The organism is Leucobacter iarius (assembly GCF_039530105.1).
Classification (GTDB): Bacteria; Actinomycetota; Actinomycetes; order Actinomycetales; family Microbacteriaceae; genus Leucobacter; species Leucobacter iarius.
This window is the reverse complement of record NZ_BAAAOB010000001.1, coordinates 1,246,906-1,261,929: the sequence shown is the minus strand read 5'-3', so window position 1 is coordinate 1,261,929 and position 15,024 is coordinate 1,246,906. Positions and strand designations below refer to the sequence as shown.

The following is a 15,024-nucleotide window of genomic DNA, read 5'->3' as shown; positions in this document are numbered from 1 at the left end:
GCTGAATCCGACGCCGTTCCCCCTTCGGCGCACCACCGACCGAAAGGATCTCCCATGGGCTTCTTCACCAAGGAACAGACCCCCGCTGCCGGCGGCGGAGCGCTCGCTCCGCTCTCCAAGGACCGCGTCAAGCACGCCCTCGAGAACGCCGGCTGGCAGTACCGGGTCGATTCCGACGGAGACATCGGAGGCGGCTGGGAGAACGGCTTCTTCTACTTCTTCGTGAACGGCGAGAAGCAGGAGCTCTTCTGCGTGCGCGGCACCTGGTACGGCGAGCTCAGCCAGGCCGAGTTCGAGCGCGCGCTCGTGGCCTGCAACACCTGGAACACCGAGAAGCTCTGGCCGAAGACCTACGCCCGCCCCGACGACGAGGGCAAGGTGCGCGTGCACTGCGAGCTCAACGTCGATTACGAGCACGGCCTCACCGACGAGCAGCTGACGCAGCACCTGCTCTGCGTGATCAACACGGGCGGCGCCTTCTTCGAGTCGCTCAACGAGCAGTTCCCCGAGGCAGCGGCGGCGGTCGCCGCACGCAGCGCCGAGTAGGCGAGCGCCAGAGCCTCCCCCGACCGCTCAGCTCTCCTCTCAGAAAGACCGCATGTCCGAACGCTTCCAGGTCGACCTCACCGGCATGGTCGACCTGCTGTCCCGCCACCTGTACTCGGGACCGCAGGTCTTCGTGCGCGAACTGCTGCAGAACGCCGTCGACGCGCTCACCGCACGGCGCGAGCTCGATCCGTCCGCTCCGGCGACGGTCCGGATCACGACCGGCACCGACCCGGACGGCCGGGCGACGCTCAGCGTCATCGACACCGGCATCGGGCTGACCGCGGCAGAGGCCGCGGAGCTGCTCGCGACCATCGGCCGGTCCTCGAAGCGCGACGCGGACCTGGGGCTCGGCCGTTCGGAGTTCATCGGACAGTTCGGCATCGGCATGCTCGCGGCGTTCATGGTGGCCGACGAGATCGAGGTCCGCTCGCGATCGGCACGGCCCGGCGCCGTGCCGATCCGGTGGACCGGCCGGGCCGACGGGACCTTCGATGTCGAGGAGCTGGGCGGCGAGGAGGTCGAGGTCGGCACCGCGGTGCGCTTGACCGCACGCAGCGATACCCGGCACTGGCTCGCGAACCGCACCGTCGTCGACCTGGCGACCGAATACGGCGGGTTCCTGCCGTTCGACGTCGCGGTCGAGGTGCCGGTCGAGGGCGTCGGCCCGCTCTGGCAGCGGATCACCGCACCCGAGCTGCCCTGGCGCGCGAAGTATCCTGTGCCCGGCGAGCGCGAGCGCGCGCTGGATCGGGCCTGCGAGTCGCTCTTCGGGTTCACGCCGCTCGGTCGCATCGACCTCGACCTGCCGGTCGCCGGCATCAGCGGCGTCGCCTTCATCCTGCCGCAGGCGGTGTCCCCCGGCAGCGGCCAGCACCGGGTCTACACGAAGCGCATGCTCCTCGGTTCGCGCGTCGACCGGATCCTGCCCGACTGGGCGTTCTTCACGCGTGCGGTCATCGACGCCGAGGGGCTCTCGCCGACGGCGTCGCGCGAGCAGCTGCACGACGACGAGGTACTCCAGGCCGCCCGCGAAGCGCTCGGCGCCCAGATCATCGCCTGGGCCGCGCGCACGCTGACCAGCGGATCGCGGCTCGCCGCCGACTTCATCCGCACCCATCACCTCGCGCTGCGCGCGCTCGCGGTCACCGAACCCGACATGCTCGAGCTCGTCGCCCGCGTCCTCCCCTTCGAGACCACCGACGGCCCCCTCACGCTCGCCCAGGTCGCCGAGCGCGGCGAGGTCGTCTATTCGACCACCACCGAGTCGTTCCGGCGCGTCGCCACCGTCGCCCGCGCTCAGGGGCTCGTGGTGGTCAACGCCGGCTACGTCTACGACCTCGACCTGCTGCAGCAGCTGGCCGCGCGGCCCGGCTGGAAGGTGCGCGAGCTCTCGAACGCCGATCTCGTGCACGTGCTCCGCGTACCCGATCTCGAGCGCGAGCTCGAGGTCGCCGACGCCGTCGCCCGTTCGCGGGAGCTGCTCGAGAGCGCCGACTGCGACGTCATCGTGCGCAGCTTCGAGCCGTCGGCCGTTCCCGCGATGCTCCTCCGCGATTCCGCGGGCGAGCAGCGCCGCGACCTCGACCGCGAGCGCTCGGCGGCCCCCGGGCTCTGGAGCGGTCTCCTCGACGCGTTCTCCGACCCCGAGGTCAGCGCCCGCACGCGCACCCTCGTGCTCAACGACGACTCCGCGGTGGTCCGCAGGCTCCTCGCGGCCCCGGCCGGCGGCGTGTTCGACGCCGGACTCAACTCCCTCTACCTCTCGGCGGTGATGCTGGCCGGCGACGGCCTGCACTCGGCCGAAGCCGTCGCCCTCGGCGACGCGCTGAGCGTGCTGCTCGACGCGTCGCTCGGCGGCGATCCCGACACCGCCTGACCGGGCACCCGAGAAAGGAACTCCGTTGGCCAAGGACATCGACCACGAACTCCGCACCCTCCGACGTCTCCCCTACGGCGTCGCCCGCACCTCGGCCACCGAGGCCCTGGTCCGCCGGCTCGAGACCGACGGCCCCGAACGCCAGCTGCCCCAGGCCCTGCTCGACCTCGTCGAGGCCTACACCTTCGCGAACCTGGGCAAGCAGGGTTTCGTCGCCTTCGCCCGTACGCTCCGCCTCTGGGACTCCCGCCCCGAACTGTTCGACGAGGCCGACGAGCGCAACCTGTTCTGGGAGTTCAAGTGGATCGCGGGCGACCTGCCCGACTACCCCGAGATCACGGCCGAGCAGGCCGACGCGTTCCTCGCCGATATGACCCACCGCTTCGCGGTCGCGGGCAAGGGCGGATCCTCGGTCCGCATGTCGCGCTTCCGCTGGGCCTGGCACACCGGCAGCGCCGACATGGAGCGAGCGCGCATCGACTGGATCACGGGCGACCGCGACGAGCTCGAGGACTGCGCGACCTGCACCGTGGGCCAGCAGACCGACTACTTCACCGAGCTCGGCCGCTACGAGGAGGCCGTGGCCATCGGTCGGACCTCGACCGGCACCTGCAATCTCGAGCCCACCCGCACCATGCACGCGCTGGCCCTCGCCGCGCTGCGCGCGGGCGACGCCGAGCTCGCCACCCGCAGCTACCGCAGGGCGGTCGCCACGTACTCGAGCGCCGAGGGCAGCGATTTCGCCCCCGCCCACGGTCAGGCATTCGAGCTCCTCGCCATCGGCGGCGCGCTCGATCGGGCGCTGCAGCAGCTGCGCACCGATACGGGCCGCCTGCTGCTCGATGCCTCCACCCCGCTCTTCCGGCTCCGGTTCCTGCTCGGGGTCCTCTCGGGGCTCTCCGCGAACCTCGACCGGAGCGAGCTCCCCACGGGCCTCAGCGCCCCCGCGGCTCCCACCCTCGGGGAGCTCCACGCCTGGGTGCGCGACGAGACCGAGGCGCTCGCGGCGCAGTTCGACCGCCGCAACGGTACCGGCTACTACGCCGACCAGGTCGCCCGGGCCCTCGCCAGCCGGCGCGCGGAGCACGAGCTGCTGCTCGGCCGCCTCGGCGACCCCTCCCCTGATGCATCCGACGGGGACTCCGACGCTCCGTCCGATACCACGACCGCGGACGACGGCGATGCCGGGGATCCGACCCGGCCGGACACCGACGACGTGCCGGCCGATGCCCGCCCGGAGCCCGCGAACGCCGACGAGGCGTACGCCCGCGCCGAGACCCAGGCCGGCATGCGCGCGTACCTGACCGCGTCCGACGACTACGCCCTCGCGGCGGCGCTCGCGCAGGCCGAGGGCCGGCTCGAGTTCGCCGGGATCTGCTGGGCCGAGGCGGCGAAGGCCGCGGAGCTCGCCGGCGATGCGAGCGCGGCGCACGAGCGCTACGCGGCAGCCATCCCCCGTCTGGAAGCCGCCGGCTCCGAGGACGGGCTGATCGCGCAGGTGCTCGTCGGCTGGGCCCCCGTCGCGGCGCAGGTGGCGGACTGCGCCGAGCTCGTCGCGCGCCTGCGCGCGGCTCTGGTCCGCACCGAGGAGCACGTCCCCGAGCCCGCGTTGACCGAGGAGCTCACCGAGAGCCGCCGGATCGAGCACCTGCTGACCCTGGCCACGCTGCGCGACACTCTCGCGCGGAGCCTCGGCGCCACGGGATCCGCCACCCGGGCGGATGCGCCCGAGCACGCGGAGGCGGTCTCGGCCGCGCAGCGCGCCGGCGAGGAGTTCGCCCAGGCCGGCCGGATCTCGGACGCCGCGCACGCGTTCTGGCTCGCGGGACGCCTGCAGCGCTCGGCGGGCGACACCACGGGTGCCGTCTGGTCGCTGGAGTCGGCCTTCGAGGGCTTCGCGGTCGCGCGACTGACGAACGAACGGGCCCACGCCGCCGGCGAGCTCATCGAGGTGCTGCGCGAGACCGGGCAGAGCGATCGCGCCGACGCGGTGATCGCCGAGCTCGGAGCATAGCCGGCCGGCTGCCGGGCCGCGGGCCGCAAAGCCGCGGGGTCACGGGGCCATCGGGCCGACCGGCTCTGCGCCGCCGCCCAGGATCCGCCGCTCCCGCGTCGTTAGGGTGTGGGGATGATCGAGGCACGGAGCCCGCGAGCGCGGGGCATCAGCGGCAGCGCGATCGCGTGCGCCTGGCTCGCCATCGCGGTGGTCATCGCCTTCGGCGTGTACCTGCTCGTCAGCGGGGGCGACCCCACGCCCGTCGACACGGCCTGGCACGATGCGATCGGGGCTGAGCGCGGCAGCTTCGCCGCGGTCCTCGCGACCGACCTCGCCGGCATCGGCGGCTGGATCGGGGTCGTCACCTGCGGACTCATCGCGTGCGCCGGGCTCTTCGCCGCGCGCCGGCCGCGCGATGCGGGGATCCTGATCACCGCGCTCGTGGTCGGCGTCGCCGCCTCCGAGCTGCTGAAGCTCCTGATCGGACGCCAGCGTCCCGCCGACATGCTGATCCACGCAGCCGGATCCTCGTACCCGTCGGGCCACTCCCTCTCGGCGGCGACCCTGGCGGTCGCCGTCGCGATCGTCCTGGCGCGCACCGCGCCGCCGACGATCGCGAAGCTGCTCTTCGCGGCCGCGGCGTTCTGGGTCCTGCTCATGATGTGGAGCCGCACCGCCCTGCACGTGCACTGGCTCACGGACACCATCGGCGGTGCGCTGCTCGGCACCGCCGTCGCGATCCTGTCGGCAGCGGCCTGGCAGCGGCGGGAGCGTAGGATCGACGCATGAGCGATTCCACCGCATCCGCTTCCGCAGCACCGCAGATCCGCGTCTTCGGCGCCGACTGGTGCGGCGATTGCCGACGCGCCAAGCGCGTGCTGAACGACCTCGAGGTGCCGTTCGAGTGGGTCGACCTGGTCGAGGATCCGGCCGCCGCCGACGTGGCGCGCGACATCAGCGGACGCACGAACATCCCGGTCGTGACGTTCCCCGACGGCACCCACCAGGTCGAGCCGAGCGACGGGGACCTGCGCTCCAAGCTCGCCGAGCTCGGCCTCACCGCTCGCACCGCGTGAGCGAGCAGCCCGCACGGTCCCGGATCCTGTCCTCCGGGCTCGTGGCCGAGATCGAGGACGACCGCTTCGTGCCCGGCGCCGTGCAGCTCGTGGTCGACGGCACTCCGCAGTCGCACGTGAACCTCGACGACCCGTCAGACCTGTTCTTCGAGTACATCCGCCGCATCGGCCACGTCATCGACCTGTTCCGCCCGAGCGGCGCCCCCATCTCGGCGCTGCACCTCGGGGGCGGCGCCTTCACCCTGCCGCGCTACGTCGAGGCCACCCGCCCCGGCAGCCGGCAGCAGGTCATCGAGATCGAGGACGCGCTCGTCGACCTGGTGCGCGAGCACGCGCCGCTGCCGAAGCGAGCGAGCATCCGCGTACGTCGCGGCGACGCCCGCGCGGTGCTCGCGAAGCTCCCCGCCGGGATGCAGGGCGCGATGGACCTCGTGGTCGTCGACATCTTCGCGGGCGCCCGCACGCCCGCGCACGTGTCCAGCCTCGAGTTCTACGACCTCGTCCGCCCGCTGCTCGCCCCCGACGGACTCGTGGTGCTCAATGCCGCGGACGGCACCGGCCTGCCCTTCGTCCGCGGTCAGGCGGCGACGCTCGCCGCCCGCTTCGCGAACGTGGTCGCCGTGGCCGAGCCCCAGGTACTGAAGGGCCGACGGTTCGGCAACGTCGTGCTGATCGCGTCGAACGGCGACGTGAGCGAGCTGGACTGGCTGCCGCGCCTGCTGGCCGGCGGGCCGCACCCGGCGCGAATGCTGGAGGGCGCCGAGCTCTCGGAGCTCATCCGGGGCACCTCGCCCGTGACCGATGCGACGGCGGTGGACTCCCCCGCTCCCGCGCGCGAGCTGTTCGGCCGTGGCTGACCTCGAGCGCGTCCGCGTGTGGGCCGATGCGCTCATCCGCATGCACCTGGATCCCCGGGCCTGGAGCTTCGGCTTCGACCACGCCCGGCGCCGAGCGGGCCTGTGCGACTACACGAACCGGCGCATCACCGTGTCGAGGCACCTCGCGGCGAAGTTCGACGACGACGAGATCCACCAGGTGCTGCTGCACGAGGTGGCGCACGCGATGGCCGGCCCCTCGGCCGGCCACGGCCCGAAGTGGCGGGCGGTCGCGGCGGGGATCGGCTACGTCGGCGGACGGACGCACGACGGCGAGATCGCGCACGAGCTAGCGCCGTGGGTGGGCACCTGCCCCGCCGGGCACGAGCACTTCCGCTTCCGCAAGCCGACCCGGGTGTCGTCCTGCGCGCGCTGCGCTCGGGGGTTCCGCCCGGAGCACACGATCAGCTGGCGGCGGCGCGAGGACGCCCAACGGGGCTGACCGTCGCCCAGCGGGGCCGCGACCGCCCGTCGCCGAGGCCGCCGACTCAGCAGCCGACGGTGGCGAGCACCTGCCGGAGCAGGCGGCCGCGCCCGCCGACCAGCTCGGCGAGCGTCTCGGGCGCGAGCGCCTCCTCCGGCGACATCCAGGTCACCTCGAGCGCGTCCTGACGCGGTGTGCAGCTGCCCGTCACCGGCACCACGTAGACGAGCGACACCGCATGCTGGCGCTCGTCGACGTAGGGGGTGAGACCAGGCAGCGGGAAGTACTCGGCCACCTGCGCGGGCACCGGGGCCGCCGGGATCAGCGGGAAGGCCATGTGGCCGAGGTCGTTCTCGAGGTGCCGGAACAGCGCGTCCCGCAGCGCCTCGTCCTTGCGGACCCGACCCGAGACGAGCGCCCGGGTCATGCCGCCGTCGGCGGTGCCGCGCAGCAGCAGACCGACCTCGGTGACCCGCCCGACGCCGTCGACCCGCACGGGAACCGCTTCGACGTAGACGAGCGGCACCCGGCCGCGCACGAACGAGAGCTCGTCGTCGCTGAGCCATCCGCTGCCGTCCGGGCCGAACTGCGGACGGTCCTCGGGGTCCTGCGGTTCCGGTAGCTCGGCGGTGTCGATGCTCATGCGGCCCATTCTGCCCGACTCCGCTCGGGAACGCGCCGCGCCGGGAGGAATCGGCGCACCGCGGGGCCCAGGCGGTTTCGAACTACGCTGGACCCATGGCAGAGCTGCAGATCGACCCGGCCCGCGTTCGATGGGCCGTCGACGGTGCACCGGCGTCCGAGGCGGAGGCGCTCGCCGCACTGGTCGACCGCCCCCTGCTCGTGCTCATGCACGGCTACGGGTCCTTCGAGGGCGATCTGATCGAGCTCGCCCCGTTCCTGCCGTCGGCCGTCTGCGCTTCGCCGCGCGCACCGCTGGTCGCCCCCGCGCCGGTCGAGAACGGCTACGCCTGGTTCCCGCTGTCGTTCGGCGCGCAGGGCCTCGCGCACGATCCGACGCCCGACCGGTTCGAGGGCACGGTGCCCCACGCCGCGGCCGTCGCCGCACTCGCCTGGATCGACGGCGTCGTCGAGCGCGCGCTCGAGGCCGGGGCCGAGCGCCGCCCGTCCGTCGCGCTGCTCGGGTTCTCGCAGGGCGGAGCGATGGTGACCTCGCTGCTGCGACTGCGCCCCGGAGGTTTCGCCGCGGGTGCGATCTGCTCGGGCTTCGTCCCCGCCGGCTCCTACGACGGGGATCGGGAGCTCGCCGCCGCGCGCCCGCCGGTCTTCTGGGGCCGCGACGTGGAGGACCCCGTGATCGACGCCGCCCGCATCGCGCGCACCGCCGAGTGGCTGCCCGAGCGCACGTCGCTGGTCTACCGGGAGTACACCGGGATCCTGCACGGCATCGGTCGCGACGAGCTCGACGACATCGCCGCGTTCCTCCGACCGCTCCTCGCGGACGAGCGCGCTTCCGCGGCGGGCGCCGACGGAGCGGATCAGCGATGAGCGCGGATCCCCAGGCCGGTCCCCGCGACAAGACCAGGCGGGTCTACGACCACGTGATGGAGCGGATCGTGGCGGGCGACTTCGCCGCGGGCGACCCGATCCACATCGGCACGCTCGCGGGCGAGACGGGCGTCAGCCTGATCCCGGTCCGCGAGGCGCTGCGCCGCCTGGAGTCCGAGGGGCTCGTCGAGTTCGAGTTCCACCGCGGCGCCCGGGTCGCCGAGCTCGGCGCCGAGGGGTACCGCGATGTGATGCAGACGCAGGCCGTGCTCGAGGGGCTCGCGGTATCGCTCTCGGCGCCGCTGCTGACCGCGGAGGATCTCGACCGGGCTCGGGAGCTCAACGCGCTGATGGATGCGGCGCACGAGCGCGGCGACTTCCACGCCTACAACGAGGCCAGCCTCAAGTTCCACGGCCTCCTGCAGTCGCGCTGCCCCAACCACTACCTGCGCGACACGCTGCAGCGCGGGCAGCTGCGGGTGGCGGCCATGCGGGCCTCCGTGGTCGGGTACCGCGGGGAGATCAGCGAGCGGCTCTCGCACGAGCACACCGAACTGGTCGACCGGATCGCCGCGGGCGCGCCCGCCGGCGAGATCGAGGCGCTCATGCGCGCGCACCGCACGGGCACCCTCGCGCACGACTCCGCCGGGATCGCGGAGCGCGCAGCGACCGCGGATTCCGCGGTGTCGGAGGTCGACTCTAGGCTGAGGGCATGACCGTATCCGAGAAGGACCTGCTCCGCGCGAAGCTCGACGAGGTGCGCGGCGCGCTGCTCTGGAAGCTCGACGGGCTGGGCGAGTACGAGCTGCGTCGTCCGATGACCCCGACGGGTACCAACCTGCTCGGGCTCGTGAAGCACACGGCGAGCGTCGAGCTCGACTACTTCGGCCGGGTCTTCGGCCGTCCCTCGGGCATCGCGCTCCCCTGGCTCGCCGACGACGCCGAACCGAACGCCGACATGTGGGCGACCCCCGACCAGACGAGCGCCGAGATCATCGCGCTGTCCCGCGCGGCGGCCGAACGCACCGCCGCCACCGTCGACGCGCTCGACCTCGACGCCCAGGGCACGGTGCCCTGGTGGACCCGCAACCCGGTCACGCTCCGGCAGATCCTGGTCCACGTGACCGCCGAGTACGCCCGCCATGCAGGCCACGCAGACATCGTGCGCGAGCTCGTCGACGGCTCGGCGGGCATGCGTCCCGACGCGACGAACCTGCCCGCGGTGGACGACGAGTGGCTGACCGACTACCGGCAGCGGCTCGAGGCCGCGGCGCACGAGGCGGCCCGGCGCAGCGACGCCCGCGTGAGGATCGACGCATGACCCGCGTGCTGCTCGCGCAGGTGGTGAGCCCCGACGACGAATCGCAGCCGGACCGCATCGCGCGCGTCGAGCAGCTGCTGCTGCGCGAGGCCCCGGGCGCCGACCTCGTCGTGCTCCCCGAGCTGTGGAGCGCCGGCTACTTCTCGTTCGACGCGTACGCCGATCGCGCCGAGCCGATCGACGGCCCGACGGTGGCCATGGGCCGCCGTGTCGCCCGCGCCACGGGGGCCGCCGTGCACCTCGGCAGCATCGTCGAACGCGACGGCAGCGGCCGGCTGTTCAACACCGCCGTGCTGCTCGACCGCGACGGGCGCGTCACGCAGACCTACCGCAAGATCCACGTCTTCGGCTACCGCTCGCTCGAGGCCGAGCTGCTGACCCCGGGCGACCGTCTGAGCGTCACGGGCAGCCCCGTCGGCGCGCTCGCCAGCACCACCTGCTACGACCTGCGGTTCCCCGGGCTCTGGCAGCAGATCAGCTCCCGCGGCGCCGAGAGCGTCGTGGTGCCGGCGGCCTGGCCCGCCGCGCGGCGCGAGCACTGGCAGCTGCTCACCCGCGCCCGCGCGGTCGAGCACCAGCTGTTCGTCATCGCGGTCAACGCGTGCGGCACGCAGCGCGGCGTCGAGCTCGGCGGCAGCAGCCGGGTGGTCGATCCGTCGGGGCTCGTGCTCGCCGAGTGCGGCGCCGACGAGCAGCTGCTCGCCGTCGACATCGATCCGGCCCGCGTCGCCGAGGTGCGCTCGGAGTTCCCCGTCATCGCCGACCGGCTCGTCGACTATGCGGGGCTCTCCGCAGACGCGGGGGCCGAGCCCGAGGCCTAGCCCTCCAGCTCGCCCAGCACGGCGTCGAGCGCGGCGACGAACACGTCGGCCTCGGCGATCGTGAGGGTCATGGGCGGCTTCACCTTGAGCACGTTCTGCCGCTCGGAGGTCGCCTGCATGATGATCCCGTGGTCGAGCAGCCGCTCGCAGATGCGAGCGGTCTCCTCCTGCGCGGGCTCCAGGGTCTCGCGGTCGCGCACCAGCTCGACGCCGAGGTAGAGCCCGCTGCCGTGCACCCTGCCGATCAGGCTGCGACGGGCGGCCAGTTCCTCGATCCGCGCGCGCAGGTGCGCGCCGACGATCGCCGCGTTCCGCTGGAGTCCCTCGTCGCGGATCACGTCGAGCACCGCGGACGCGGCGACCGCGCTCGCGGGGGCTCCCGCCGCGGACGAGAAGAACATGCCCTCGTCACGCAGCGCGTCGACGATCTCGCGTCGGGCGATCACCGCTCCCACCGGGTAGGCGTTGCCCGCGGCCTTCGCGACCGCGATGATGTCGGGGACCGCGCCCTGCAGCTCGGACCCCCAGAAGGCGCCGCCCAGGCGGCCGTAGCCGACCTGCACCTCGTCGGCGATCGCGAGCCCGCCGTTCGCCCGGATCGCGTCGTATGCGGCCGCGAGGTACCCCTCGGGCGGCATCACGCCCCCGGCGTTGCCGAGCACCGGTTCGCAGATGAACGCCGCGGCCGGCCGGCCCTCGTCGCCGAGGCGGGCGGCGACCCGGCCCACCTGCGCGGCATAGGCGGCGCCCGCACCCGTGCCCCGGTGCGGGCCGCGGTAGTCGTTCGGCGCGTCCACGAGGTGGACCCACTCGGGGCGGGAGGCGAGCGCCGACGGGTTGTCGAAGGCAGAGGTGCTGACGGCGTCCGCGGCCATGGTCCAGCCGTGGTACCCCTCGCGGGCCGCGATGAGGTCGCGCCGGCCGGTGGCCGCCTGAGCGAGGCGGATCGCGAGATCGACCGCCTCGGAACCGCTGTTGACGGGGATCACCGTGTCGAGCGAGGGATCCGGCGCGTGCGCGAGCAGCTTCTCGGCGAAGTCCGCGTAGGCCTCGTAGAGGAACCGGGAGTTCGTGTTGAGCAGGTGCAGCTGCCGACCGACCGCGTCCGCGAGCCGCGGGTGCGAGTGCCCGATCGCGGTCACGTTGTTGACCAGGTCGAGGTACGCGCGACCGCGCGTGTCGATGAGCAGGGTGTTCCAGCCACGTTCGAACCGGGGCGGATCGAGGTAGTACCGCTCCGCGGCCCCGCCCATGGCGTGCTCGCGGCGACGCTGCTCATCGCGCAGCTCGCGGGTGGGGTCCGGCACGGCGACGAGCCCCAGCAGCGCCGAGGGATCGGCGGCGCCCTCCGGCGCGTACTCGTCGAGCGCGCCCGCGAAGAGCGGAGCCGGAGCCGCATCGAGCATGCGGCGCGCGACCACGAGCCGGCCGAGGCCCGGGGCCTGCGCTCCGACGCGTCCGAGCTCCGCCCCCGCGCGGACCTCACCGGCGGACGGGGACACCGCGGGGTCGATCCCCTCGATGCGCAGCACCACGCCGTCGGCGCGCAGCTCCGCGAACCCGGCCCCCGTCTCGATGCGCCCGGCGAACGGAGCGGTCACCGTCGCCCCGGGCCGGGTCCAGAGCTCCACGCAGCGGGAGCGGGTGTCGGCGGGTTCGCGGACGTCGGTCGAGACCCGGCTCAGGCGGGCCTCGCCGAAGCGCATGACGGCGACGGACGCGGTGCCGAGCGCCGCGCGGGCGAGCTCCTGCTCGACCCCGGCGTCGGTCCAGCGCCCGCGGTCGAGCGCCACGCTGCGGATCCCGAGGTCGATGATCCGCACCCGGTCGAGCCCGGGCACCAGATCCCGGTAGACCAGGCCGGCCCGGTGGGTCAGTCCTGCGGCCAGCCGCAGCTGCGCCTCGACCGGGTCGGGATCGAGCGCGGCGGCGCGTTCGAACACCCGCCACTCGTGCTCGAGGCGCTCGCGCGCGTACGCGTTGTCCGGATCGATGCGGATCTGGCTCCACCCGCTCACCGCGAGCACGGCGCCGCGGAGCGTGACGAGGGGCCAGAGCGCGGCGAGCTCGGCGTCGGTCAGCGGATCCTCGCACGTCGCGGCGAATCCGCTCACGGCGCGGGCGGCGGCGGCGAGGCTGCCCGTGCGTCCCAGCACATCGGCCACGAGCACGGCGAGCTCCGCGATGCGCCAGGAGCGGGCGGCGTCGCCCAGATCGATGACCCACAGCGCTCCGGCGGCGTCGAGCATGATGTTGTCGCTCGTGAGATCCCCGTGGATCAGCTGGGCGCGCAGCAGCGGGCGCACGGCATCGAGCCGCTGCAGCGCCCCGTAGACCGCGCGACGGCACGCGTCCCTTCGTTCCTCGGGCAGTTCTCCGATGAGCCGCTCGACCACCGCTGCCGCGTTGCCGAGCTCCCACTGGTGGCTGCGCCGCGCCTCGGGATGATCGACGGAGGCCAGCGCGTTCGCGACGCGCGCCGCCAAGGATCCGAGCTCCTCGGCGCGGGCCCCGTCGATCTCGTGGCGGTCGGCCAGCGCGACGCCCCGAACCGTCTCGTAGGCGAGGACGCGGGACTCGCCGCCCTCGCGGCCCGCGATCGCAAGGGAGCGCTGACCGGACGCTGCGGTGAGGATCCTCGGAGTGCGCACCCCGGCCTCGCGCAGCGCGTCGGAGACCCGGACCTGGAGCGAGACCTCGGCCTCGGTCACCGTGGGGTGGACGACCTTCAGCAGGATGCTCGCGTCGCCCGCAGGATCGCCGATCAGGAAGTTGCGGTCCTGCTGGCTGCCCAGTTCGCCGAGCGTACCCGTCGCACCGAATTCGGCCTCCGCGATGCGCGCGACCTCAGCGAGGTCCGGTTCCGGGCGCCGGAGCAGCCAATCTTCACGCAACGCATCACCCATCGATCCCACTCCATCCATTTTAGTCATTTTCCATCACCACGCAGAGCGTATCAGTAACTTTTCATCCTCGATACACTGGTCAGTGTTCGCCCGCGACTCCACGGAGGCCCCATGCACGACGCACCGCACGACACCCCGGACGTCCTCGACGACATCGATCGCGCCCTACTGACCGCGCTGCAGGAGGACGGCCGACTCGGGTACGCGGAGCTCGGGCAGCTCGTCGGGCTCACCGCCGGGGGCGCCCGCAAGCGGGTCATGCGACTCGAGGAACGCGGCACCCTGCAGATCGTCGGCGTCACGAATCCGCTCCGGCTCGGATACCGCAGCATGGCGATGGTCGGGGTCGTCGCCGACGGCGATCTCGAAGTCGTCGCCGAGGCGCTGAGCGAGATCGAGAACGTCATCTACGTCGTGCTGGCCGCGGGTCGCTACGACCTGCTCGTCGAGGTCATCGCCGAGGACCAGGAGGCGCTGTTCGAGCTCATCAATCGACGCATCCGCCCCACCCCCGGGGTCTCCCGCGCCGAGACCTTCACCTACTACGGCATCCGCACCCACCGCTTCGGCTGGGGCGCCCGCTAGCTCCACCCTCTTCAACCGAAGAACCCCGGTGCCCGCCTTGCGGGCGGGCACCGGGGACGGATCGGGACGGGCTGGTTCGGGGGACGAGGACTCGTCCCGATCCGACTACTCAGAGCGCTCGCGCGAGCGAATGTGACGCGTTTCGGCGCGCGATTTCGAGATCGGTCTGCCGGCCCATCGCAGGTACACGACCGCGAGCAGGATCGCGCCGATCATCGCCGGGATCCACCAGGGGAAATGCGGTACCGCGGAGGGCTTGCCCGCCGCCTCGACGTCCGCGGGCGGCGTCGGGGTGATCCGTTCGCCCGTGACGAGGATCCGGTGCGAGTTCACTCCGAGCGGGGTGCAGGTGATGAGCGTGACGAGGTCCTCGCCCGCGACCTGATGCAGCGTCTCGGTGTCCTCCGGCGCCACCACGGTGACGTCCTTCACGCGGTAGGTGAGCACCTCGCCGAAGGTCTCGATCGTGAAGGTGTCCCCGGTCTTCACCCGATCCAGATTCGTGAACATCTTAGCGCTGGCGAGCCCCCGATGACCGGTGATCACCGAGCGCGTGCTCGACCCGCCGACCGGGAGCGACGTGCCCTCCAGGTGTCCGAGCCCGCGCAGCAGGGTGTCGTCATCGGTTCCGTGGAAGATCGGCAGGTCCAGGTCGATGGCCGGCACCCGCAGGCGGGCCATCATGCCGCTCGGGGTCACCAGCTGCGATCGGTACGGCCGCGCAGCGGAGTCCCGGGACTCCCCCGCACCGACCGGGGCGTTCGCGCCCGCCGGCAGCAGGACCCCGGACGACAGCGCCTCGTTGTAGGCCCGTGCGTTCTTGATCTGGGTCCGCCCGTCGGGCGACGCGTGCTCGACCTGCCGGTCGTAGAAGCCGATCAGCGTGGACTGGTTGTATTGCGAGATCCAGGCCGCGGCGGTCGGGTACAGCAGGATCGCGACGCCGAGCACCCAGCAGGCGGCCGTGATCCACGGGGCTGCGCCGAGCGGTCTGCGTCCGCGCCGCGCGCGCAGCTCGCGGCGCGTGACGGACGGCCCGGGACGTACCTCGGCGGTCTCGGCCGGGTGCAGCTCGTGATCCATGCG

The 15,024-nt window shown here is 73.1% G+C and carries 15 protein-coding genes; 12 read left to right on the top strand and 3 right to left on the bottom strand.

What is annotated here, in order from left to right; translation table 11 throughout:
• The first annotated feature begins 54 nt into the window (after positions 1–54).
• From ABD169_RS05510 to ABD169_RS05480, 7 genes are all read left to right on the top strand, one after another.
• Entirely contained in the window at positions 55–546 is a 492-nt protein-coding gene (locus ABD169_RS05510) for a YbjN domain-containing protein (protein ID WP_046456174.1), read from the top strand.
• Positions 547–598: 52 nt separating this feature from the next.
• Positions 599–2,425 carry an HSP90 family protein gene (locus ABD169_RS05505; RefSeq protein WP_344030325.1) on the top strand — a complete coding sequence of 609 codons (1,827 nt, stop codon included), beginning with the start codon at positions 599–601 and terminating at the stop codon, positions 2,423–2,425.
• 25 nt (positions 2,426–2,450) lie between these two features.
• Positions 2,451–4,439: a hypothetical protein gene (locus ABD169_RS05500; protein ID WP_344030322.1), complete on the top strand. Its 1,989-nt coding sequence runs from the start codon at positions 2,451–2,453 to the stop codon at positions 4,437–4,439.
• 114 nt (positions 4,440–4,553) lie between these two features.
• Positions 4,554–5,210: a phosphatase PAP2 family protein gene (locus ABD169_RS05495; protein ID WP_046456171.1), complete on the top strand. Its 657-nt coding sequence runs from the start codon at positions 4,554–4,556 to the stop codon at positions 5,208–5,210.
• On the top strand, positions 5,207–5,497 hold the full coding sequence (locus tag ABD169_RS05490) for a glutaredoxin family protein (RefSeq protein ID WP_046456170.1): 291 nt from the start codon (positions 5,207–5,209) through the stop codon (positions 5,495–5,497). The genes ABD169_RS05495 and ABD169_RS05490 overlap by 4 nt, the downstream gene beginning before the upstream one ends.
• Positions 5,494–6,354 carry a spermidine synthase gene (locus ABD169_RS05485; protein ID WP_344030319.1) on the top strand — a complete coding sequence of 287 codons (861 nt, stop codon included), beginning with the start codon at positions 5,494–5,496 and terminating at the stop codon, positions 6,352–6,354. Before ABD169_RS05490 ends, ABD169_RS05485 begins: the two co-directional genes overlap by 4 nt.
• Positions 6,347–6,814 carry a SprT-like domain-containing protein gene (locus tag ABD169_RS05480; RefSeq protein WP_046456168.1) on the top strand — a complete coding sequence of 156 codons (468 nt, stop codon included), beginning with the start codon at positions 6,347–6,349 and terminating at the stop codon, positions 6,812–6,814. The genes ABD169_RS05485 and ABD169_RS05480 overlap by 8 nt, the downstream gene beginning before the upstream one ends.
• Positions 6,815–6,860: 46 nt before the next feature.
• Here ABD169_RS05480 and ABD169_RS05475 read toward each other — a convergent pair whose 3' ends face one another.
• A complete protein-coding gene (locus tag ABD169_RS05475) occupies positions 6,861–7,439 on the bottom strand; it encodes a DUF4916 domain-containing protein (RefSeq protein ID WP_046456167.1) in 579 nt (192 codons plus the stop codon).
• 95 nt (positions 7,440–7,534) lie between these two features.
• Here ABD169_RS05475 and ABD169_RS05470 point away from each other — a divergent pair, with 95 nt between their 5' ends.
• Genes ABD169_RS05470 through ABD169_RS05455 form a run of 4 tightly spaced genes read left to right on the top strand, consistent with a single transcriptional unit; the run spans position 7,535 to position 10,447 of the window.
• Positions 7,535–8,305 (top strand): alpha/beta hydrolase, encoded by a 771-nt coding sequence (locus tag ABD169_RS05470; RefSeq protein WP_344030316.1) that lies wholly within the window; start codon positions 7,535–7,537, stop codon positions 8,303–8,305.
• Positions 8,302–9,021 carry a GntR family transcriptional regulator gene (locus ABD169_RS05465; protein WP_344030313.1) on the top strand — a complete coding sequence of 240 codons (720 nt, stop codon included), beginning with the start codon at positions 8,302–8,304 and terminating at the stop codon, positions 9,019–9,021. The genes ABD169_RS05470 and ABD169_RS05465 overlap by 4 nt, the downstream gene beginning before the upstream one ends.
• Entirely contained in the window at positions 9,018–9,626 is a 609-nt protein-coding gene (locus ABD169_RS05460) for a DinB family protein (RefSeq protein WP_344030310.1), read from the top strand. Before ABD169_RS05465 ends, ABD169_RS05460 begins: the two co-directional genes overlap by 4 nt.
• Positions 9,623–10,447, top strand: coding sequence for a carbon-nitrogen family hydrolase (locus ABD169_RS05455; RefSeq protein WP_344030307.1), 825 nt, complete (start codon positions 9,623–9,625; stop codon positions 10,445–10,447). The genes ABD169_RS05460 and ABD169_RS05455 overlap by 4 nt, the downstream gene beginning before the upstream one ends.
• Here the strand turns inward: ABD169_RS05455 and ABD169_RS05450 are convergent.
• Complete coding sequence (locus ABD169_RS05450) at positions 10,444–13,341, bottom strand: aminotransferase (RefSeq protein ID WP_344030303.1); 2,898 nt, start codon at positions 13,339–13,341, stop codon at positions 10,444–10,446. The two genes, ABD169_RS05455 and ABD169_RS05450, sit on opposite strands and share 4 nt — an antisense overlap.
• Positions 13,342–13,464: 123 nt before the next feature.
• On the opposite strand from ABD169_RS05450, the gene ABD169_RS05445 reads away from it, so the two are divergent.
• Positions 13,465–13,938 (top strand): Lrp/AsnC family transcriptional regulator, encoded by a 474-nt coding sequence (locus ABD169_RS05445; protein WP_046456161.1) that lies wholly within the window; start codon positions 13,465–13,467, stop codon positions 13,936–13,938.
• A 105-nt stretch (positions 13,939–14,043) separates the two neighbouring features.
• Here ABD169_RS05445 and ABD169_RS05440 read toward each other — a convergent pair whose 3' ends face one another.
• Positions 14,044–15,021, bottom strand: coding sequence for a class C sortase (locus ABD169_RS05440; RefSeq protein WP_344030299.1), 978 nt, complete (start codon positions 15,019–15,021; stop codon positions 14,044–14,046).
• Positions 15,022–15,024 lie beyond the last annotated feature (3 nt).

What these genes read in the sequence shown, in the direction of transcription:
- ABD169_RS05510 (WP_046456174.1), top strand. Translation starts at nt 55, where the DNA reads ATGGGCTTCTTCACCAAGGAACAGACCCCCGCTGCCGGCGGCGGAGCG.
- ABD169_RS05475 (WP_046456167.1), bottom strand. Translation starts at nt 7,439, where the DNA reads ATGAGCATCGACACCGCCGAGCTACCGGAACCGCAGGACCCCGAGGAC.
- ABD169_RS05455 (WP_344030307.1), top strand. Translation starts at nt 9,623, where the DNA reads ATGACCCGCGTGCTGCTCGCGCAGGTGGTGAGCCCCGACGACGAATCG.
- ABD169_RS05505 (WP_344030325.1), top strand. Translation starts at nt 599, where the DNA reads ATGTCCGAACGCTTCCAGGTCGACCTCACCGGCATGGTCGACCTGCTG.
- ABD169_RS05495 (WP_046456171.1), top strand. Translation starts at nt 4,554, where the DNA reads ATGATCGAGGCACGGAGCCCGCGAGCGCGGGGCATCAGCGGCAGCGCG.
- ABD169_RS05465 (WP_344030313.1), top strand. Translation starts at nt 8,302, where the DNA reads ATGAGCGCGGATCCCCAGGCCGGTCCCCGCGACAAGACCAGGCGGGTC.
- ABD169_RS05470 (WP_344030316.1), top strand. Translation starts at nt 7,535, where the DNA reads ATGGCAGAGCTGCAGATCGACCCGGCCCGCGTTCGATGGGCCGTCGAC.
- ABD169_RS05445 (WP_046456161.1), top strand. Translation starts at nt 13,465, where the DNA reads ATGCACGACGCACCGCACGACACCCCGGACGTCCTCGACGACATCGAT.
- ABD169_RS05440 (WP_344030299.1), bottom strand. Translation starts at nt 15,021, where the DNA reads ATGGATCACGAGCTGCACCCGGCCGAGACCGCCGAGGTACGTCCCGGG.
- ABD169_RS05460 (WP_344030310.1), top strand. Translation starts at nt 9,018, where the DNA reads ATGACCGTATCCGAGAAGGACCTGCTCCGCGCGAAGCTCGACGAGGTG.
- ABD169_RS05490 (WP_046456170.1), top strand. Translation starts at nt 5,207, where the DNA reads ATGAGCGATTCCACCGCATCCGCTTCCGCAGCACCGCAGATCCGCGTC.